The 18,715-nt window shown below is 48.7% G+C and carries 20 protein-coding genes; 5 read left to right on the top strand and 15 right to left on the bottom strand.

Features of this window, described 5'->3' with window-relative positions:
• Nucleotides 1–148: 148 nt before the first annotated feature.
• The 4 genes from B7992_RS10050 to B7992_RS10045 all read right to left on the bottom strand — a co-directional run bounded on the left by B7992_RS10050 (nucleotide 149) and on the right by B7992_RS10045 (nucleotide 1,259).
• Complete coding sequence (locus B7992_RS10050; protein WP_073158314.1) at nucleotides 149–421, bottom strand: UPF0175 family protein; 273 nt, start codon at nucleotides 419–421, stop codon at nucleotides 149–151.
• Nucleotides 422–548: 127 nt separating this feature from the next.
• Nucleotides 549–722, bottom strand: coding sequence for a hypothetical protein (locus B7992_RS16695; protein WP_176421910.1), 174 nt, complete (start codon nucleotides 720–722; stop codon nucleotides 549–551).
• Nucleotides 703–888 (bottom strand): hypothetical protein, encoded by a 186-nt coding sequence (locus B7992_RS16965; protein ID WP_199174000.1) that lies wholly within the window; start codon nucleotides 886–888, stop codon nucleotides 703–705. Before B7992_RS16965 ends, B7992_RS16695 begins: the two co-directional genes overlap by 20 nt.
• A gap of 2 nt (nucleotides 889–890) precedes the next feature.
• On the bottom strand, nucleotides 891–1,259 hold the full coding sequence (locus B7992_RS10045) for a hypothetical protein (RefSeq protein WP_199173999.1): 369 nt from the start codon (nucleotides 1,257–1,259) through the stop codon (nucleotides 891–893).
• 410 nt (nucleotides 1,260–1,669) lie between these two features.
• Here B7992_RS10045 and B7992_RS10040 point away from each other — a divergent pair, with 410 nt between their 5' ends.
• The gene (locus tag B7992_RS10040; protein ID WP_073158317.1) at nucleotides 1,670–1,966 is read left to right on the top strand and encodes a hypothetical protein; all 297 of its coding nucleotides are present in this window, start codon (nucleotides 1,670–1,672) and stop codon (nucleotides 1,964–1,966) included.
• A 100-nt stretch (nucleotides 1,967–2,066) separates the two neighbouring features.
• Nucleotides 2,067–2,933: a hypothetical protein gene (locus tag B7992_RS10035; protein WP_139259129.1), complete on the top strand. Its 867-nt coding sequence runs from the start codon at nucleotides 2,067–2,069 to the stop codon at nucleotides 2,931–2,933.
• Here B7992_RS10035 and B7992_RS10030 read toward each other — a convergent pair.
• From B7992_RS10030 to B7992_RS10020, 4 genes are all read right to left on the bottom strand, one after another.
• Complete coding sequence (locus B7992_RS10030) at nucleotides 2,899–3,282, bottom strand: hypothetical protein (RefSeq protein WP_141100437.1); 384 nt, start codon at nucleotides 3,280–3,282, stop codon at nucleotides 2,899–2,901. The genes B7992_RS10035 and B7992_RS10030 overlap by 35 nt on opposite strands.
• An 8-nt stretch (nucleotides 3,283–3,290) precedes the next feature.
• Nucleotides 3,291–3,449, bottom strand: a complete 159-nt coding sequence (locus B7992_RS16690) for a hypothetical protein (RefSeq protein ID WP_176421909.1) — start codon at nucleotides 3,447–3,449, stop codon at nucleotides 3,291–3,293.
• A 127-nt stretch (nucleotides 3,450–3,576) separates the two neighbouring features.
• The gene (locus B7992_RS10025; protein ID WP_088658635.1) at nucleotides 3,577–3,795 is read right to left on the bottom strand and encodes an ATP-binding cassette domain-containing protein; all 219 of its coding nucleotides are present in this window, start codon (nucleotides 3,793–3,795) and stop codon (nucleotides 3,577–3,579) included.
• Between the two features lie 130 nt (nucleotides 3,796–3,925).
• On the bottom strand, nucleotides 3,926–5,230 hold the full coding sequence (locus tag B7992_RS10020) for a pyridoxal phosphate-dependent aminotransferase (protein WP_073284441.1): 1,305 nt from the start codon (nucleotides 5,228–5,230) through the stop codon (nucleotides 3,926–3,928).
• 608 nt (nucleotides 5,231–5,838) lie between these two features.
• Here B7992_RS10020 and B7992_RS10015 point away from each other — a divergent pair.
• On the top strand, nucleotides 5,839–6,255 hold the full coding sequence (locus B7992_RS10015) for a type I restriction enzyme HsdR N-terminal domain-containing protein (RefSeq protein WP_073158334.1): 417 nt from the start codon (nucleotides 5,839–5,841) through the stop codon (nucleotides 6,253–6,255).
• A 22-nt stretch (nucleotides 6,256–6,277) separates the two neighbouring features.
• Here the strand turns inward: B7992_RS10015 and xseA are convergent, their stop codons facing one another.
• On the bottom strand, nucleotides 6,278–7,576 hold the full coding sequence (gene xseA / locus B7992_RS10010) for an exodeoxyribonuclease VII large subunit (RefSeq protein ID WP_088666199.1): 1,299 nt from the start codon (nucleotides 7,574–7,576) through the stop codon (nucleotides 6,278–6,280).
• Nucleotides 7,577–7,627: 51 nt separating this feature from the next.
• Here xseA and B7992_RS10005 point away from each other — a divergent pair, with 51 nt between their 5' ends.
• On the top strand, nucleotides 7,628–7,828 hold the full coding sequence (locus tag B7992_RS10005) for a type II toxin-antitoxin system Phd/YefM family antitoxin (protein ID WP_073158340.1): 201 nt from the start codon (nucleotides 7,628–7,630) through the stop codon (nucleotides 7,826–7,828).
• A 6-nt stretch (nucleotides 7,829–7,834) separates the two neighbouring features.
• Here the strand turns inward: B7992_RS10005 and B7992_RS10000 are convergent, their stop codons facing one another.
• From B7992_RS10000 to B7992_RS09990, 3 genes are all read right to left on the bottom strand, one after another.
• On the bottom strand, nucleotides 7,835–9,556 hold the full coding sequence (locus B7992_RS10000; protein ID WP_088666198.1) for a hypothetical protein: 1,722 nt from the start codon (nucleotides 9,554–9,556) through the stop codon (nucleotides 7,835–7,837).
• A gap of 9 nt (nucleotides 9,557–9,565) precedes the next feature.
• Nucleotides 9,566–12,655 carry a glycosyl hydrolase family 28-related protein gene (locus tag B7992_RS09995; protein ID WP_073284433.1) on the bottom strand — a complete coding sequence of 1,030 codons (3,090 nt, stop codon included), beginning with the start codon at nucleotides 12,653–12,655 and terminating at the stop codon, nucleotides 9,566–9,568.
• 118 nt (nucleotides 12,656–12,773) lie between these two features.
• Nucleotides 12,774–13,526: an endonuclease gene (locus B7992_RS09990; protein WP_073158348.1), complete on the bottom strand. Its 753-nt coding sequence runs from the start codon at nucleotides 13,524–13,526 to the stop codon at nucleotides 12,774–12,776.
• A gap of 65 nt (nucleotides 13,527–13,591) precedes the next feature.
• Between B7992_RS09990 and B7992_RS09985 the strand changes: the two genes are divergently transcribed.
• Nucleotides 13,592–14,911: a folylpolyglutamate synthase/dihydrofolate synthase family protein gene (locus tag B7992_RS09985; protein WP_073158351.1), complete on the top strand. Its 1,320-nt coding sequence runs from the start codon at nucleotides 13,592–13,594 to the stop codon at nucleotides 14,909–14,911.
• Nucleotides 14,912–14,997: 86 nt separating this feature from the next.
• On the opposite strand, the gene B7992_RS09980 is transcribed toward B7992_RS09985, so the two are convergent.
• From B7992_RS09980 to B7992_RS09970, 3 genes are all read right to left on the bottom strand, one after another.
• Entirely contained in the window at nucleotides 14,998–15,543 is a 546-nt protein-coding gene (locus B7992_RS09980) for an LPP20 family lipoprotein (protein WP_073284427.1), read from the bottom strand.
• A 179-nt stretch (nucleotides 15,544–15,722) separates the two neighbouring features.
• Nucleotides 15,723–16,172: a hypothetical protein gene (locus B7992_RS09975; protein ID WP_088666197.1), complete on the bottom strand. Its 450-nt coding sequence runs from the start codon at nucleotides 16,170–16,172 to the stop codon at nucleotides 15,723–15,725.
• 111 nt (nucleotides 16,173–16,283) lie between these two features.
• Nucleotides 16,284–18,557, bottom strand: a complete 2,274-nt coding sequence (locus B7992_RS09970) for an aconitate hydratase (protein WP_088666196.1) — start codon at nucleotides 18,555–18,557, stop codon at nucleotides 16,284–16,286.
• Nucleotides 18,558–18,715: the final 158 nt, after the last annotated feature.

Below are 18,715 nucleotides of genomic sequence, written 5' to 3'. Positions count from 1 at the left end.
TTTTTTGCATCCTTCAGATTCCGCTCGGATTATGCATTTGCAAATAGAATTCGGGACAGTGTTGCTATTGGCAATCGAGATTTTCTTGAGAAAACTGCAGTTTTTTACTTTGTCGGCTTCCTCTTGAAAAATCGGGTTTGAATCATCCCTACCTCTTGGAAAGTAGTTCCATCACATTGCCTGCGTCCTGTTCAACTTCTTCCCAGCTCAGGTCAATATACGGGATTCCCTCGTTCCCATACAATTCAATCAGTTCCCACTTGGAAATGCCCAAAATTTCGGCGGCACGACCATGCGAGATTGTCTCGTTCTTGATAAAGGGGTACAGCAACAAAGCGTTGCGACGGAGCTCATCGCACTTGTTTTCACACACCATGAAATTCATGATGTCTTCCGGGACTTCCATTGTTATTGTCGCCATAATCGACCTCCTTCGCTTCCCGCTAATATACATTTTTACAGCATTCCAGGGAAGGACCAACGCCATTTCGCCCTATTTTATCGAATACAAATATTTTCAACGCGAAAGCGGGATTCAACCGCTTTTGCTACACGGCAAATTGAGCGATTTCGTTTTCCTTAAGGGGACGCCCCAGCTTTTGGGAAAGTTCAATCGCTTTGTGCAAGTCAAAGTTTTTCCCGTTGGAAGGTTCTGTCAGGCGGCCATCCTTCATGGCGGATCCAAACTGATCAAAAAATTCGCTAGATTTTTTCTGAATCATTTTGTGTCTCCTCGGGAAAATACTTTTGGATGAGGCGAAGTGCCCCTTTGGTATCAATATACATATTTTGAGAGTCGATTGCTACGGCCCCCAAAGTTTTTGCATAGTGATCAACCAAGTTTGTTTTTGCCGTAAAGCGGACAAAACCTTCGTTGCCGTTTTCCATACTCAGCTTACAGGCAATTGCAAAAAGGTGTGCTCCGACGCCACGAAATTTGCCATTGGCGCCGACATTGAAGGGGCTGCCTCTACAAGGTCGATCTGCGTGAATTTCAGGTCGGGATAATGCGCCAGGGCAATAAGTCCCTGAAGTACGGAAGAGTCCTTAAGGGATAACTTTATTACCTGGAATCCGTTCTTTTGTGGGAGGCTCCAGTCAAAGCGCCAACCCGCCAGAATCAATTCTTTTGCGGTCTTTGCAGTAATCTTTTTTGTAATCTGATAATAATCCGTGGGATAAGTTTTGCCGGTTTCCGCTTCGGTTAGGCAATCTGTGATGGCATCTATAGGCACATCAACTTCGTGTTTTCTATCCATTCTTCCTCCAGTCGCTACAGGCTTGAAAAAGCGACGGCTTGATTAGTGTTCTTTTGTTCATTATTGAATTTATACAAAAATTTGGGCGGCGTCAAGGCGGGGCGCGAAAAAATTTCACTTTGCAAACTTTCAACAAACCAAACTTCATAAAGTTTTCCTCATTATTTTACAATCAAATAGTAGAAAAGAACCAAGTAACTCCCGACCGCCCGCAACAACCGCTTTCCCTCAAACACTCCTCATTTTCCACGTATTTTTAGCCGAATTTTCTATATGTTTCACCCTGTTACATATAGGATTTTTTCGTAGACAATTCGTGAATTTTTACAAGAAATAAGGAACGTAAATCCCTTGTTCTGGAAACTTTTTTAAGCTATATTCTACCATATCACAATTATCAAGGAAAAAAAATGAATAAGATTATCCTTCTGTCTGTATTTGCTGTCGCCGCAATGTTTACCGCATGTAGCGATGATTCCTCTTCTAGCGCAAGCTCCAAGGCCTGCGTTTACAAGTACAATGGTCAGGTAACAAATTGTACCGCAAATGCTGACATGATTGAAGAAATGTGTCAGGGTGACAATGCCGAACTTGTTGAAAACTGCCCGGCAGGTTATACTGTTGAATGCCCGACCGGAGACAAGATGTTCGGTACAGAATATTACTATGGTGAAGGCATGCAATGCCCGACTTTCCTTGCAAAGTAATTTTTACTTCTTAAGTAAAAATGCCCCGCACTTTTGTGCGGGGCTTTTGCCTTGAAGACAATCGCAATTTTTGAACAAAAAAATATTTGAAGGAGCTCTCATGAAGAGAATAATTTTGTTTTGTTGTTTAGCGCTTTTGCTTTGCTCTTGCGCAGGTATTAATGTTAAGAAACCCGATATTGGAAATGTAAAGAAGATTGCTATTCTTGCTGTTACTGGTAACGAGGAATTTATTGACATTGAAGAGTTTAAAGAAAAAAAGGAAACGTTGATGTCATTTGTCGGTGGCATTATCAAGGATAATGTTGAATACTTTACCGAAGAACAGGTGACCATCGTAACTCATGGTGCAAATGAATTGCATAAGGCATTAAGTAGCATCGATGGATGGACAGTCGTTCCTTTTGAAGAAACACTCAATAGCGAAGATGTGAAAGCTTTCTTTGCAAGCGATGCAATTCAAAAGACTGCTGAGGCTATTGAAAATGCCGAAAACCATCTTCACATGGACAAAATCCATAATGCCAAAAAACCGCGTTATGTTACCCCGACAGGCATGATGCCGCTTCCTTACAACTACATTGTTCCATCTGGTCATTACTATGTGAATAACACGAAGGTGGAAGATTTTATTCTAAAGCCGGTTGGCGAACTTTGTGAAAAGCTTGATGTCGATGCTATCGCTATTGCGGATTTTCAGTTTGCCTACGAAAAAGGGATGATGACCAAATTGATGAATCGCGTGACTCCGATTGTCCGTGTGGATGTGGCCTTGGTTGACAAGTCCGGTAATATGATCCTTTATTCTGATCGCGGATGGGATCAGTTTGAAGGTGATGACTATGCCCGCTATAGCAATGGTGGCGTTGACATGAAGGCCAGTGGTACCGTGGATGTGTATAGGGCTGCAGTCAACAAGGCTGTGGAAGGTTTTAAGAAAAAAGCCGCCGCAAAGATTGGTAAGTAGTTCTTTTACTTCTTAAGGAAAAATGTCCCGCACTTTGTGCGGGACTTTTTCTTTTTATGGGAAAATTACTTAAGGAAAATTTGCAAGGGCTTTTGACGAGGTCGCCTGGGTTGTAGATTTCGTCGGGGGCGGTCATCACACGAAGCTTAAGGCTTTCTGCGTTACCGACGCCGGGCAGTTCTGCAATCAGTTCTCCGAATGCACAAGTTACCTTGTCATCGGAAGCACGCTTGCATTCCAGAATATTGCACTCGCCCATGAAGGTGGCCACAAAGCGGTTCACCGGATGTTCGTAAACATCTTCGGGAGTGCCATCCTGTACGATGGCTCCCTTGTACATCACCAGCACGCGGTCGCTTACGGCGATGGCTTCGTCCTGTCATGCGTCACCATGATGAAGGTGGTGTCCGTCTTCTTCTGGACTTCCTTCAGTTCCACCTGGAGTTTCTTGCGGAGGTTTGCATCAAACGCGCTGAGGGGTTCGTCCAGCAACAGAATGTCGGGCTCGTTCACCAAGGCGCGGGCATTTCGTTTTTCAGGTCGGTGATGTTCACCATTCCCATCATGGCATTTACGCGCTTCTCGATTTCGTCCTAAGGAACCTTATGACTCTTGAGACCGAAAGCGATGTTGTTAAAAACGTTCAGATGGGGAACAGGGCGTAACTCTGGAACACCGTATTGATGGGGCGGTGTGCCGGAGACTTGCTGGAAATGACTTCACCACTGAGAATCACTTCGCCTGCGTCGGCCTTTTCGAAGCCTGCGACAATGCGAAGGAGCGTGGTCTTTCCGCAACCGGAAGGACCAAACAAAGTCACGAACTGGCCGTCCTTGATGAATACGTCAATTCCCTCGAGCACGGCCTTTTAGCCGAAGCTCTTGGAAACGTTCTTGACCTGAAGATCGAAAGATTTCATATTTAGTGGCTAGTGGTTGGTGGCTAGTGGTTAGTGATTACTGTTTACTAACCACTGTTTACTAACCACTGATTCAGCTGTGCAGGTACTCGATGATGGCGTCGTGGATGGTGGTGAACACGCTGCGCAGTTCTGCTTCGTCTTCTTCAAGCAGCGTCACGCGGAAGCCCTTGAGGTCTGTGCAGAAACTGGTGCTGGGCACCACGCAGATACCCTTTGCTCCCAACAGATAGTACACGAAGCGGTAGTCCAGATTTTCGGTCTTGGAGCACCATTCTTCAACCTTGGCCTTGATCTGCGGATTGTCGATCTTCAGGCTCTGGTGGTTGTTCAGAACACCTTCACGGAAGATGATGGTGTTGTAGAATGCACCGTAAGTGGGGTTGAAATACAGTTCCGGAATGTCGGAAAGAATTTCGTTAATAATAGCGCTACGACGGCCAATCTTTTCGTTCAGAGCCTGGCGGTGTTCCATGAAGCGAGGATCGCCCAGCACGCGAGGAATGGTCATCTGGGGAAGGGTGGTGGAGCAGACTTCAACCATCTTGGCGTTGTCAAGAGCGCGGCAGAAGGCGTCGAACTGTTCGTCCTTGTCGCGGTTGTAGTATTCAGCCCAGCCGCAACGTGCGCCCGGCCACGGATATTCCTTGGAGATACCCTTGAGAGCGATAGCCGGAACGTCGCCGATGTATTCGGCCAGAGCGTAAGCCTTTGCTCCATTGTAGGTAATCTTGTTGTAGATTTCGTCGCAGATGATGAACAGGTTGTAACGCTTTGCGATATCAACGATCTTCTGGAGAATTTCAAGAGGATAGACCATGCCAGTGGGATTGTCCGGATTCAGAATCAGGATGCCAGCGATGGAGGGGTTGTACTTCACCTTGTTTTCAAGTTCTTCCAGGTCCGGATACCAGTGGTTTTCCGGCTTCATGCTGTAGGTGATAGGAGCAGAGTGTGCATGTGCTGCTTCTGCAGAGCTGTGGGTGCTGTATGCAGGAGACGGTCCAATGATACGGGTGGTCATGGACAGGAGGCTGTACAATGTGGCGATTGCATCACCGAGGCCGTTGAAGAACAGGATGTCGTCAACGGTAATCTGGGCGCCGCCCAGTTTGTTGGTTTCCTTCACGATGAATTCGCGGGTTTCCAGCATACCCTTGGACGGGCAGTAACCATAGGAACGGTTTTCCTTGGAAAGGTCAACAACGATGTCCTTGATCCATTCAGGGACTTCACACTTCTTTTCGATGGGGTCGCCAATATTTTCCCAATGAATCTTGGACATACCCAGCGTTTTCAGGAGGTTCGCCTTCTTAACGATCTCACGAATTTCGTAAGACAGTTCCTTGGCACCTTCGGTAAGCAAACGCTTTCTCATTTTATACTCCTGTATCGTATTGAAAATTCAAATAATTTACCGCTTAATAATAGATAAAAAATGATTTTGAATTTTCCTTGTTTGTTGTTTTTGGTTTAAAATTGGCTAAAATAAAAAGGGCTGTCCTTGCGGGACTGCCCTTTGAATTCCTTTTTGTCTGATTCGCTTGTTGGTTGCGTATAGACCCTTTACAATTCTTGAACAGTCGCGTATGATTCAACACAGGCTCGTGCTTCCGCCGCGCCTGCCGCAATTGCTGCTGCGATGATGTTCTGTTCAAAGATCTTGTTCATGTCCTAAAATATACTTCTGGATTTTATGTAAGTCAAGGCATAAAAAGTCTTTTTTTGGGGAAAATTGGACTCCAAATTAAGATTTTTCCCGATTTGGAGCCTGTGTTTTTTAGTTTGTATGAGATGTTTTTGAGAGGACGCTCATTGAAATGGACTCCAAAATGGGAGTTGTTGTGAATATGGAGTCCATTGGATTCAGTTAAAGTGAATTTTATTGTTAGTTTGTGTGTAATATTGGGCTCCGAATCTGCAAAATGGGGGCGTGTGGAGCCCAAAAAATGAAAAAAGCCTGCCTATTTTTTTTACATTTTGTACATGGCTTCTGAAACTTTATATGACCCAATCCGCAAGAAGGATGTCCCGGCGACGCCCGAAGAACACGTGCGCCAGGCGACTATCCGTTATTTGCTGGACCAGGTGAAAGTTCCGGAACATTTGATTGCGGTAGAGTTTTCGTTGAATGTCGTTGATCCGAAGACGGACGACCGTGTGGACATTATGGTCCATAACTTCCGTGACGGTGCTACGATAGACAAACCTTGGCTTCTGGTGGAGTGCAAGGCTCCCGGGGAATACAACTGGCCTGCTTTACAGCAGCAGTTAAACAAGTACCTGCAGATTTTGACTCCCAATTATGTGATGCTATCCCTTGGGGATGGGGTCCGTTATTTTAAGCTAGACGGAACAACAAAACGTTTCGAAAAAATTGAGACTTTGCCAATATTCCAATAAGTGGCTGTTCTTGATTTTGATGTCACTGCACCACGGAGGTGACTTCTCCGTCGCGAAGGCGAGTGGTCATCTTGTCGCCAGCTTTTAACTGACTTGCGTTACGTATAAACTTACCTGCGGCGTCCAGAGTGAGGGAATATCCCTTGGCTAAGGTGGTTGCCGGGTCTGCCGCTTTTACACGTACTTCGGATAGAGTAAATTTGGATTTGGCGAGGTCAAGAATTTTGCGGGATCCTTGTTTTAAACCTTCTGTGTTTCGGTCCAGTCGGGCACTCTCGTCTCGAATGATGTAATTCAGGTCTCGTTTTAAATTGCTTCCGCAAACGGCTAACTTTGTTTTTTCGTTCTGAATTTTAGCTGTTACTTTTTGCTGTAGGCGGGCACCTGCATTGGCCAAGGTCTGGTTTTCCCGAAGGATTGCGTCCTTGGCGCCGATGGCTACATTTTGGGCGGCTACAAGCATTTTGTTCCAGCCATCATTGACTCGGTCAATAATGCGCTTGGCGGTATCTGTAGGCGTGATGCAGCTTTGGTAGGCCACCTCGTCCAGCAAACTTTTATCAATTTCGTGGCCGATGCCGGTGAAAACGGGAATGTGATAGTTGGCTACAGCACGGCAGAGGGCTTCGCTATCGAAGTAATTCAAGTCGGTCTTGGATCCTCCTCCACGGACGATGCAAACGACATCGAGAGAAGGCTCGCGGGCAAGTTTTTCAAGCGCAGCCAATACCGACTTTTCTGTTTCTTCTCCCTGCATCTTGGCGTAAACGGTCATGACCTTAAATGCGAAAGGGGAGTCTGATAGCTTTGATGTAAAATCCTTAAAGGCGGCTGTCTTTTCGCCGGTAATTAAACCGATGCGCATGGGCATTTCGGCAAGATTCAGACTCTTGTTTTTTTCTAGCAAGCCTTCTACGGCCAGACGTTTTAGAATGGCACTCTTTGTAAGGGCCAGTTCTCCAACGGTGTATACCGGGTCAATGTCCAGAATCTGGGCTTGTAATCTCCCGGTGGGAATATAAAGGTCTGCTTTAATCTGTAAGCTTACCTTTAATTCTTCCCGTAATTCGAAGGGTTGTTCAAAACTCTGGATCTTGGCGAGGATGTAGGCAAAACGGCTGGCAAAACAAGTCAAGTCCAGGGCGGCAACGGGCTTGACACTTCCTTCCACAAAGTCGGCGATACTGATGTAGACAATGTTGGGTTTTACCGTCATTCGGGTAATAACCCCGCGAACCCATACAGAAGGGGTTTCTTCAACCCTCTTTTTTAGGGATGTCAGGTACTGGGTAACGGTAAAGGACTTGATTTCTTGCGCCATGGGGCAGAATATAATTATTTATGCAGACCAAAATTTTATTTTTATAGAACTATGGCAAAAGTTGTATCTGCAATGGAAGCACGTCAAAATTTTGGCAACCTGTTGAACCAGGTTGCCATTAAGGACGAAGAGATTGTTATTGAACGTGCCGGTAAGCCCTTGGCTCGCCTGGTGAGTGTCGCTGCACCCGCAGCCGGCAAGCTGGACTTTCGCGATATCGGAAAACTTCCCAATCAGATTTGGGAAGAATAATCCTTTTTAGTCTGCGGCCTTGATGATCGAAATCTTCAGGGTGTCGCGCATAGAGGGGTCAGCCTTGCTCTGGGCAATAATCTTGGCTGTTTCTCCAATACCGCTTTCCTGGATCATCAGGTAATCAGAAGAAATTTCCTGTTCATCATCATCATCGCTACAACGGTACAAGTTGTCGCGGTTGATGTAGTTCAGGGATTCGCAGGGAACGAACCAGCTCACATCGGAACCAATTTCCTTCCACTGGGAGGAACTCTTTGCTTCGAAGTTGAAGTTGTTAATGTCCTTGAAGCGGAGGACGGAACCGGCAGACTTCTTAATGAGAGTCATTGGTTCATCCTTTTCGAGGTCGTAGAAGTTCATGCTCTTCAGAAGGCCGGGCTGCTGAACCATCACGAAAAGCTGCAGCACGTATTTCAGGGAATCCGATACACCGGAAAGGGCGTAGGAATTCAGACGCAGGTAGTGCAGGTAGTAGGGTCCCTTTGCAGGAACCTTCAGTTCCCCACCATAGGTGCAGCTGATGGAGGCGACCACTTTCTTGTCCTTGTTCAGGATTTCGCAGGTGGAGGGGCTGTTGAAATTGTCTTCACTGTAGTTTGCTATCCAGTGCTTTACCATCAGGGAATCGCCCTTCTCGTAATTACCAATCCAAACGAACTGTTCCTGACGCAGGTTGTAACGGTAGATTTCTGCTTCGGGGAGATCCTTGGGACGGTCCGTCTGGAAGGTTTCGCCAGGATACTTGATGGAATCCGGGTTGGCGAAGTATTCGCCCTTTTCGAGTTCGCGGGAACGGGTGGTTGTGGTAAAGAATGCGAAAGGACCGCTCCACACGCTGGAGAAAGTTTCCGGAGTAATCTTCAGAGACCAGCTTGTGGTGTCGTTGGGAATCATCATGGTGTCGATTTCGGATACGGCTTCGCTCAGCAGGGAATCGTTTTCGAAAAGTTCGCACTTGTTCAGGTTGGTTCCTTCGGTGGTCAGGTTCAGGCTGTGGCCTTCGCTGGCGGAGAAATCAATCGTGATGTTTTCGGGAGCGTCATCACCCATAAGGATGATGCCACGCAAGGTGTCGCTCATTTCCATGGAAACGGAATCGTTTTCGCCGGTGTATTTGTAATAGGATGTGTCAATCTGAACAAAAAGACGTGCCGTAGATTCGTTCGTGAATTCACCCTCGATTTCCAGGTAGTAGTGGTTGGGGGTGAATACGACAAACTGGTTGGAGTCCCTATAGGTGGAGTCCGGCTTTGTTCCCAGACTGGGTACCATGTAGTTGTCATAAATGGAATCACGATGGGCATCGTTACGAGGAATTGCCGTAAGAGCCTTCAGTGCTTCGCCGTATTCGCTTCTAATGCGGATTTTTTCGCTGGCAATGTTTGCCACGGAAGCCTTGACTCTGATGCGGCTGCCTCGGGTGAGTTCACCGATGTACAGAGGAACTTTTGTGGCGAGACTGTCGATGTAGATTTCGCTACTGTCTTTTGCATCGGCTGTATCCTTGATCAGTTCGATGTTCAAGTCCATCTTCTTGTTCAAAACGATAGTGTCACCGTAGTCGATGTCGGCTCGGGTGCTGATGGATGAACTGGAAGGTACATAACCGAATTCTTCCGGTTCTGAATTGGAACTGGAATCGTCTCCGCATGCGAAAAGGAGACAAGTGGTGCCGGCAATGGCGGCTAACTTAAGTCCTAGAGTAAAGATGTTCTTGATGCTCATAATTGTTCCCTAGTTCAAGATATAGAATTTCTGTTCGGCAGAGAATGCTTCGCCAACCACCTTAAGAACGTACTTGCCGGTGGGGAAGGCCTTTGCCTTGAATTTGATCGTGGTCTTCTTTTCGCCGTCCAGTTCGCGGGCGGCAACGGTAAGCATACGTTTGCCGAATTCGTTCAAGATTTCAATTTGAACAAACTGCGGGTAACCGACGGTCAAGTCAAAGCTGCATTCGAGAGTATAAATATCTACAACGACCTTGGTCAAGGTATAACCACCATCCATGGCGTCACCACCTACGGACTTGGTGTTGTCGAAGTAGCCGACCATCAGGGACGGAGCAAAGTTTTTGCCTGCGTTATGAGACGGAAGAACGACGTCGTTGGTGTCGACTGCGGTTAGGATCAAGGTGTACAGGTTGGAAGGATGCTTGCGCTTGAAGAATTCTGTAAGTGTAGGTGTACGGAGGAATGCACCAAGAGGAGCCTTGGGATTCAAGGTGATAATGCCAAGGAAGTCTGCATACTTGGTGTCGACACCGCCACCAGAATTCTTGCGGATGTTGAATTGACCACCGGGCTGGGGAAGGTTGGCGGGAGCGTTTTCCCAGGTAAGTTCGTAGTCGGGCCAGTCAACGCCTAGCTTCTGGTCGCCGAACTTCATGTCCTTTCCAGTTTCCTTGAGACCAAAGATGTTCAGTTGCATGGGCTTCTTGATGGAGTCCACGGTTGCTGGATCGAATTCCAACTTAAGGGCTGCGTCAAACAGAGGACCGGGCAATGCGGAAAGGTCGAACTTGAGGTAAATCTTTCCCACGGAACCGGCGGTGTTTGAAACTCGCAGTTCAGGGTCTGTGTTGTGGGGGCTATAGTTGTCGAATTCAGAAATCCAGGTGGCTGCTCCGCGACCGCTGGGGATGTTGTCTCCATCGTTGTCGAGAGTGGTGTAGCGCTTGTCGAACACGTAAACCTTTGCGGTATCGTATCCAATCTGGTAACCGTCATCGCCAGAGAAAATCACATTGTAACGTCCACTTGCCGTAAAGGAAATGTCGGTTTCGTATGCGGAACTGTCAGAGAAAATAATCTTACCCGGACCGGCGCCTTTTTTCCAGTGGACCGGCACTTCGCAAAGACCGTCGCCACGGCCGTCATCGATAATCGTGCCGGTAACGCGGATGCGGTTCGGCTGAACAATCAGCAATTCGTCGGGGATCTTGGCGATGGGTTTTTCGTTGGAACCCTGCTTAGGAGCATAGCCCACAAACACGGGCAACAATGCACCGCCGCTTTCGGTTCGGGAAAGTTCTGTGCCCAGGAGGGACTTGATTGCAGATCCCTGTCGAGATTCCTCGATAACCTTGTGGAAGGGGTTGCCTCGAGTCAATGTTTCACGGAGGCCAACAATAGAAAGGCCTGCGTTGTCATTGATGAACATGGGGCGGTCCTTGGCCTTGTCGCTATCCACCACCTGCACGCCGATTAGTTCTGCGGAACCCTTGTTGAAGTTCTGAAGGATGGTGTTACCCTTCTTGGCAGTAAGACCTAAAATCCAGATTGTACCGCCATTGTTGGTAATCTTGGGACCCTTGGTGTCGCCCATCATGGTAACCTGACGGCCCCACAACTTCTGGTTGTGGTTCAGCTGGATTGTTCCAACAGCCACGTCTTCCAGGAAGAAGTCGCCTCGGCCGTGTTCATCGGTTTCCAGAGAACGGAGCATGGTGTTCTTGATCAAAATGCTTCGGGTGGACTTCTGGATGATGCCGCTACCGAATTCAGAGAATCGTTCGATGGTCAACTCATTGAAGGCTCCGTTTTCTACGATGAACTTGCCCTTGCCGTCGATTCGACCTTCGATACCGATAATTCTGCGGATTCGGTTACGAATATAAATGTCACGGTTGATGGTCCAGCGGCCTCCCGGGGGGAAGTACAGAGTTTCTGCACCGTCATCAATGGCTTCCTGAATGGCCTTGGAGTCATCGGAACCGGTATTGGAGCGTCCACCGTAGTCGCCTGCGATGGTAATCCAGTTATCGGCCTTCTGTTCTGCGTAGTTGGGGGTTTCTGCCACGGCAACACGCATAGTCTGCTTGGGACTATGGCAGAGCTGGCGGCTTTCCTGAGTGGTAAATTCAATGATTTCGCTGTTAGACAGGGCGTCCATGACGCCTTTTTTCTTGGAGGTCAGCATGGTCTTGAAACGGCTGACCTTCATGGATCTTGCGAACAGTTCGCTTTCGTTCTTGATTGCGGTTGTGGGCTTGCCCTTCTTCTGTTCGTTGTCAAACTCCAGGGTTCCGTCTACAAGGCTCATGATGGCATAAGGGCCGTGGTTGTAGACTGCAGGAACATATCCCTTGAAACGTAGGGCTCTAATTGCCAGGTTCATGTCTTCATTTTCCAGACCGTACTTGGTCTGTCCGCCCAGGGTGACGTGTTCCATGGTGACCGTTCCCTGTTCGCCCTTGGCGTAAACGCCGACCTGGAAACCGCGGATTTCCACGTTCTTCAGGAGCAGGGGACCAACGCCTTCGCTAAAGCCCAGGTCAATACCATACACACCGGTAGAGTCGCCGGAGTAAATCTTTACATTGTTGATGGCGCCCTGGTTGGAGGCGTTGAACTGGATACCGATGGCGCCGGGGTTGCCCTTGCCGGTACGGATGGTCATATCGCGGATGGCGTTACGGATTCTGGGTTCGGGACCCATACCCGTGTTAATGGCTGCCTTGGGGAAGTCCGGATTGTCAAAGCCGTAGGTACTATCAGCTAACTGGAGAATGGTTCCGCCGATGCTCTGACCTTGAAGAATGGTTCGTCTGCTGGAATTTTCTGCCTTTTCTGTGGTGGGCCAAACCAGCTGGTCGGTAATTTTATAGATGCCATGGGGGAGATAGATGATGTAGTCTCCATCCGGATGGTCGTTCAATGCCTTCTGAATGGCTTCGGTGTCGTCGGTCTTGCCGTCTGCCTTGGCGTGATACGGATCCTTGGTGACGTTGATGACCTTGGAACCCAGGGGAAATTCCACCTGGGCAAAAATATTGCTTGCAAATAGGGCGGAAACCGCCAGAATAAACCTAAAACCTCTACACATACTTAAAACCTCGTATGTTATACAATATAACTAGAAATTTACATAAGTAAAAAAAACACCTATTTAAGGAAGGCTCAAAATGGAGCATTTCTTACCAAAAACATACAATGTTTAGGCTTTACCGGCATTTTTCGTAGACGAATGGGTTGTGGTCGCCCTGGACTTTGAAGATTCGACGGTCTCTTTCGCATTCTTTTTCTGTGACTGGGTACATTTTGTCCCAGGCTTCAAAAAGTTTGCGGTCTTGTTTAGACAAATTAATCCCATAAGTCTTTTCCATGTAGAAACTGACTCGTGCAATAATGCCTCTCGCTTCTTCTCTAGGCTGGGCTTTTTTCTCCTTGAAGTCGACGATGGTCTTGCACTTGCCGTACATGGGTTCGGGATTGTTGGTCCACTGGCTGTACATGAAGTTGTTGCGGTCCCCATTCACTTCGCCGATGGCCGGGTAGAGGTTATGAAGGTCCCCTTCCATGATCTTGAATGTGGAATCATTGGCGCTGCAGTTCTTGCGGCCCCCATCTTTCCAGCAGGGGAGAAAGTGGCCCATGTTATGGGCGGTCACGATGTGTTCCCATTCGATGGAGTGGGCGCGTTTCAGGCTTTTGCGGTTGGGGTTGTGGCGGGGCTCGAAATCGCAGGAGGAAAAGTCTACGGTTTTCTTGTCTAGGTATCGACAGCCGCAGTACAGGGTTTCCTGCAGTTCCCCATAATAGATGCGGCGCATCTGCTTGCCTGCTTCGCGGTAATTATAATGCCTGGGTTTGGCCTCCGGATCGACCTTGGCCTGGGCAATTATGGCTAGACCGCAAATTACGGCCAGCAGTATAAACGTAAAAAAATGGCGTGCTCCCGCTTTTTTTCTGGACATATAAAGAATACTCGATATAAAAAATGGATGTGCTATAAAGGTACATTAATTTTTAAATTTGGCGCATGCAAAACGCAGGTATGGAATACTTGAATTCCCGACTGATGTTCGGGATGATGCCGGGGCTCGAATCGACTCGTAGACTTTGCGAGGCCTTAGGCAACCCTCAGGAAAAGTTTAAGACAATCCATGTGGTGGGTACTAACGGCAAGGGCTCTACCAGTTTCTATCTGGCGGGAATCCTTCAGGCCCATGGCTATAGAACGGGCTTGTATACCAGCCCTCATTTGGTGAGTTTGCAGGAGCGTATTCGCATAAACGATTTGCCCATTGGTGCCGAAGATCTGGATCGCCTGCTTCTGAAGGTAAAGTCTGCTGCAGAGTCCATTAACGCCGGTGCCGCGGAAGTGGTAATCGAACCCACCTTCTTTGAAGTGCTTACGCTTGTGGCATTCCTCTATTATGCGGAACAGAAAATAGATGTTGTTGTTCTGGAAGCGGGTATGGGCGGTCGACTGGATAGCACTGCCGTTGCCGAGGGCGATATTGCCGTGGTGACCAGCATCGGTCTAGAACATACGGAGGTTCTCGGGACAACGGAATCGGCAATCTTGAAAGAAAAGATGGCTGTGCTGGGGGAGGGCGACCTTCCCGGAAAGACATTTGTAGTTGGAGGCTTGTCGCAGGAACTTTTGGCAGAGGCTCGTCTATTTGCCGAAAATCGTGGTGCCACTTTAGCCGTGCCTGAAATCCGTGGAGACATTGTGCTTCCGAATCTTGGACGTCATTATGTGGAAAATGCCAGCCTGTCGATGATGGCGGCGAAGATGTTCTGCAATTCAATGGCTGGACGCATGGCTTTTGATGATGCTCTGGCGGTACGAACCTTGGCGACCCGCAGCTGGGCTGGTCGTATGCAGACCCTGTCAGACTCAAATGGTCAGGTGCGTTTCATCTTGGATGGAGCTCACAATTCCCATGCCGTTAAACGCCTGGTGGAAACGCTGTCGCAGTATTATCCGGGGCAGAAGTTCCATTGTGTTTTTGGAGCACTGAAAGACAAGGATGTTGGTGAAATGCTGAAGCTGATGGCACCCCATGTAAGTCATTGGCATATTACCAAGACACCTTATCCTAGGTTTAGAGAACTGGATGACCTGCGTGAACTTCTTGCCGGGCTCGGTTTGAATGTGGCCAGTGAGGGCTTACTTTCTCGTGAGTTCCTGGATCAGGTGAGCGCAGCTGCTTCTGCTGATGATGCGGCTCCCGTGCTGATTACGGGGAGTCTCTACATGATTGGCGAATGTGTGCAGGCACTAAAGAATGACTGTGATGGCCTGGCGTTCTTCCGCGGTCTTGAACCTACGACCAACGAGCATCGTTAATTCTTTTATTATTTAGGTAAGCCTATGAAAAAAGCCTTGCAGATAAACTGCAAGGCTTTTGAATTTAGACTTTTAAACCTAAAGGATTAGTCCAGTTCTGCGTAGGACTTTTCTGCCAGGGCGCGAACCTTCTGCACAGTGGCTTCATCCAGCTTGTCGTTACGTTCCTTCATGGAAGCAATCAGTTCGTCAACCAGGTTTACGTCCAGGACCATCACGCCATAGACGTTGAACTTACCGTCTTCGGAAACTTCAACCTTCACATCGGTAAAGGTAGCGCCGTTCAGGTGGGTGTCGATCTTGGTCTTGGAAGTGGTCTGGAAGTGTTCCACCAGGGCTTCCTTTCCTTCGACGTCAACTTGTTCCTTGAAGTTCTTGGTGATTGCCTTGACCTGAATGTCCACAGCGCGAGCCAGGTCAACGCGGGCATTCTGGTCTGCCTTTTCGTATGCAACCTGTTCGTCAGAGGATACGCCCTTACCGAGGCCAGCAACCTTGTGTTCAGACTTGATGTACTTGGTCTTGAGGTTCTGCATTTCGGTCATGGCGCTTGCTGCTTTCTGCTGGGGAGTGCTGGAACAACCAATCAAAAGAGCTGCAACAGACAATGCGGCGACAAAAAACTTTTTCATTTTAATAATCTCCTTGCAAAAACGTGGTTTTTGACTGCGATGTCAAACTTTGTAACAAAAATATGATAATTAAATTATTCGGTCAAGATATGGCCAAAAAAAACTGCAAAGATGTGGTTCTGCACGTTCTTTTTGGGCTTTTTTGACGTATTTAGGCCTTTTAAGTGGGTTATTTACTTTTACAGTAATCCATTCAAAAACTTCGGTCCGTTGTAGGGCAGGCCTTTTTCCTTCGTGTACGCAGTAGTGGGCTTCCGGGATCGTTTTTTTTTCGCAGAAGCCCATAAGCAGAACATCAAATTCCTGCTCGGTGCGTTTTGTTTTGCTTGTGTTGCAATTGGTTTCGCTTTGACTTCCGCGGAAACGCAGCCCGTAAAAATTGGGAAGCTTTGGGGGTCAGGGAATGTTAAGGATTTTTCGCAAGTTAAACTGTCTTTAAAGCATTTGAAACCGGCAGGGTGATGTGTGACTGTGTCCTCCACCTGTTCTGGGATGGAAGTCTCAATAACAATGTAGGCTTCGGCTTTGTATCGGTAGCAGTTGATGTCTTTTTCGGGGGGGGGGGCATTTAACATCGCCAATGCAAAAAAGATTGCATAGAAACTGTAGAAAGGGTTGCTTATCTTCATTAATATATATAAGTAAAGTAATGCTGATTTGTAAAAAAATAAGAGCCATTTCCCTAAGGAAATGACTCTTGAATTTTTATGGACGCACGGGAGCACCGCGCTGCGCTCGGCTTACTTGTTGTTCAGCTTGATCAAGTTCAGGGCGGAACCGGCCTTGAACCATGCCCACTGCTGTTCGTTGTAGGTGTGGTTCAGCTGGATCTTTTCTTCAGAGCCATCCTTGTGGTGGATAGCGAGGGTCAGAGGCTTGCCCGGAGCAAACTCGGTGAGGCCGAGAATGTCGAACACGTCCTGTTCCTGAATCTTGTCGTAGTCGGCAGGATTTGCGAAGGTGAGGGCCAGCATGCCCTGCTTCTTCAGGTTGGTTTCGTGAATACGGGCGAAGCTCTTCACGATCACGGCCTTGACGCCCAGGAAGCGGGGTTCCATAGCGGCGTGTTCGCGGCTGGAGCCTTCACCGTAGTTTTCGTCACCGATAACGATGGAGCCGGTACCCTTGGCCTTGTAGACCTTGGCCAGTTCCGGAACTTCCTTGTATTCGCCGCACTGGCAGAGAACCTTGTTGGTTTCGCCATTGAAAGCGTTCACAGCGCCGATGAGCATGTTGTTGGAAATGTTTTCCAGGTGACCGCGGTAGTTGAGCCACGGACCTGCCATGGAGATGTGGTCGGTGGTGCACTTGCCCTTGGCCTTGATCAGGATCGGAGCACCCATGATGTCCTTGCCATCCCATGCTGCAAACGGAGCCAGAGCCTGGAGGCGCTTACTTTCCGGATTGATGGTCACGGTGATGGAGGAACCATCTTCTGCCGGAGCCTGGAAGCCTGCGTCCTTCACTTCGAAGCCGTTGACCGGGAGTTCGCACTTTTCAGGAGGATCCAGCTTAACAGCCTTGCCTTCCATGTTGGTGAGAGTGTCGGTCATGGGGTTGAAGCGGATGTCGCCAGAGAGGGCGGCGATCACAGCCATCAGCGGGGAAGCCACGAATGCATGAGTATTCGGGTTGCCATCGGCGCGCTTTGCAAAGTTACGGTTGAAGGAGTGAACGATGGTGTTCAGTTCCTTCTTGTCGGCACCTGCACGGTCCCAACGGCCAATGCAAGGACCGCAAGCGTTGGTCATGATCACAGCGCCGAACTGCTTGAAGATGTCGATGAGGCCATCGCGTTCAGCGGTGTAGCGAACCTGTTCGGAACCCGGGTTGATGATCAGCGGGCACTTGGGGCCGAGACCTTTGGCGAGAGCCTGCTTGATCATGCTTGCAGCCATGAAGAGGTCTTCGTAGCTGGAGTTGGTGCAGGAACCGATGAGAGCTGCGGAAACCACCGGGGTAGATTCCGGCTTGGCGACCGTAGCCTTGATGGATTCAGCCATGTCGGTAACGGCAAATGCGCGGTCCGGGCTGAAGGGGCCATTGTAATGGGGAACGAGAGTGGAAAGATCGATTTCCACAACGCGGTCAAAGTACTTTTCCGGTTCTGCTTCAACTTCCGGGTCAGCCTGGAGGTAAGAAGCGATCTTGTCGGCGGCTTCGGCAACTTCTGCACGGCCGGTGACCTTGAGGTAACGGCTCATGGAATCATCGTAGCTGAAGGTGGAGCAGGTAGCGCCCACTTCTGCACCCATGTTGGCGATGGTTGCCTTGCCGGTAGCGGAGAGGCTGCGAGCGCCTTCGCCGAAGTATTCGATAATAGCGTTGGTGCCACCCTTAACAGTAAGGATGCCTGCCAGTTTCAGGATAATGTCCTTAGCGGTGGCGAAGCCCTGGAGCTTACCGGTGAGCTTCACACCGATCATCTTCGGGTACTTCAATTCCCAGGGGAGGCCAACCATGGCGTCCACAGCGTCAGCACCGCCAACACCGATAGCCAGCATGCCGAGACCGCCTGCGTTCACAGTGTGGGAGTCGGTACCGATCATCATGCCACCGGGGAATGCGTAGTTTTCGAGAACCACCTGGTGAATGATGCCTGCGCCCGGAAGCCAGCAGTCGATGCCGTACTTTGCGGAAACGGACTGGAGGAAGTCATACACTTCCTTGCTGTCCTGCTTTGCCTTGGGAAGGTCGACTTCTACACCTTCCTTGGCGATGATCAAGTGGTCGCAATGTACAGAACTTGGAACAGCGACCTTGGATTTTCCAGCAGTTGTAAACTGGAGGAGTGCCATCTGGGCGGTTGCGTCCTGCATGGCAACGCGGTCCGGGTTAAATTCGGCAAAATCAGTACCACGAACATACTGCTTGGATTCTGCACCGTCGATCAAATGGGTGTAGAGAATCTTTTCTGCAAGGGTGAGGGGGCGGCCAAGGAACTTGCGGGCGCCGTCAACGCGGGCTGGCATCTTGGCATAGACCTTCTGGATCATGTCGAAATTGAAAAGCATAGTGTCTCCTGAAGCTATCAGCTACGAGTCTTGAGGTGTGAGCTAAATAGTCGCACCGAGGGCGCCTAACTTAAACTCATCACTCACTACTCATAACTCACTGCTATGGTGGTTTTGTGTTTAGATTTTTCGGCTAAAAATCTAGAAAAATCTTGCAA

It is taken from the genome of Fibrobacter sp. UWH1, from assembly GCF_002210365.1.
Lineage (GTDB): Bacteria > Fibrobacterota > Fibrobacteria > Fibrobacterales > Fibrobacteraceae > Fibrobacter.
Note: the sequence above shows the minus strand (reverse complement) of the source record. Positions and strands in the feature narration are given on the sequence as shown.

What these genes read in the sequence shown, in the direction of transcription:
- B7992_RS10020 (WP_073284441.1), bottom strand. Translation starts at nt 5,230, where the DNA reads ATGAGAAAGCGTTTGCTTACCGAAGGTGCCAAGGAACTGTCTTACGAA.
- B7992_RS16965 (WP_199174000.1), bottom strand. Translation starts at nt 888, where the DNA reads ATGGAAAACGGCAACGAAGGTTTTGTCCGCTTTACGGCAAAAACAAAC.
- B7992_RS10000 (WP_088666198.1), bottom strand. Translation starts at nt 9,556, where the DNA reads ATGAGCATCAAGAACATCTTTACTCTAGGACTTAAGTTAGCCGCCATT.
- B7992_RS10035 (WP_139259129.1), top strand. Translation starts at nt 2,067, where the DNA reads ATGAAGAGAATAATTTTGTTTTGTTGTTTAGCGCTTTTGCTTTGCTCT.
- B7992_RS09985 (WP_073158351.1), top strand. Translation starts at nt 13,592, where the DNA reads ATGCAAAACGCAGGTATGGAATACTTGAATTCCCGACTGATGTTCGGG.
- B7992_RS16695 (WP_176421910.1), bottom strand. Translation starts at nt 722, where the DNA reads ATGATTCAGAAAAAATCTAGCGAATTTTTTGATCAGTTTGGATCCGCC.
- xseA (WP_088666199.1), bottom strand. Translation starts at nt 7,576, where the DNA reads ATGGCGCAAGAAATCAAGTCCTTTACCGTTACCCAGTACCTGACATCC.
- B7992_RS09990 (WP_073158348.1), bottom strand. Translation starts at nt 13,526, where the DNA reads ATGTCCAGAAAAAAAGCGGGAGCACGCCATTTTTTTACGTTTATACTG.
- B7992_RS09995 (WP_073284433.1), bottom strand. Translation starts at nt 12,655, where the DNA reads ATGTGTAGAGGTTTTAGGTTTATTCTGGCGGTTTCCGCCCTATTTGCA.
- B7992_RS09975 (WP_088666197.1), bottom strand. Translation starts at nt 16,172, where the DNA reads ATGAAGATAAGCAACCCTTTCTACAGTTTCTATGCAATCTTTTTTGCA.
- B7992_RS10015 (WP_073158334.1), top strand. Translation starts at nt 5,839, where the DNA reads ATGGCTTCTGAAACTTTATATGACCCAATCCGCAAGAAGGATGTCCCG.
- B7992_RS10040 (WP_073158317.1), top strand. Translation starts at nt 1,670, where the DNA reads ATGAATAAGATTATCCTTCTGTCTGTATTTGCTGTCGCCGCAATGTTT.
- B7992_RS09970 (WP_088666196.1), bottom strand. Translation starts at nt 18,557, where the DNA reads ATGCTTTTCAATTTCGACATGATCCAGAAGGTCTATGCCAAGATGCCA.
- B7992_RS09980 (WP_073284427.1), bottom strand. Translation starts at nt 15,543, where the DNA reads ATGAAAAAGTTTTTTGTCGCCGCATTGTCTGTTGCAGCTCTTTTGATT.
- B7992_RS10045 (WP_199173999.1), bottom strand. Translation starts at nt 1,259, where the DNA reads ATGGATAGAAAACACGAAGTTGATGTGCCTATAGATGCCATCACAGAT.
- B7992_RS10050 (WP_073158314.1), bottom strand. Translation starts at nt 421, where the DNA reads ATGGCGACAATAACAATGGAAGTCCCGGAAGACATCATGAATTTCATG.
- B7992_RS10005 (WP_073158340.1), top strand. Translation starts at nt 7,628, where the DNA reads ATGGCAAAAGTTGTATCTGCAATGGAAGCACGTCAAAATTTTGGCAAC.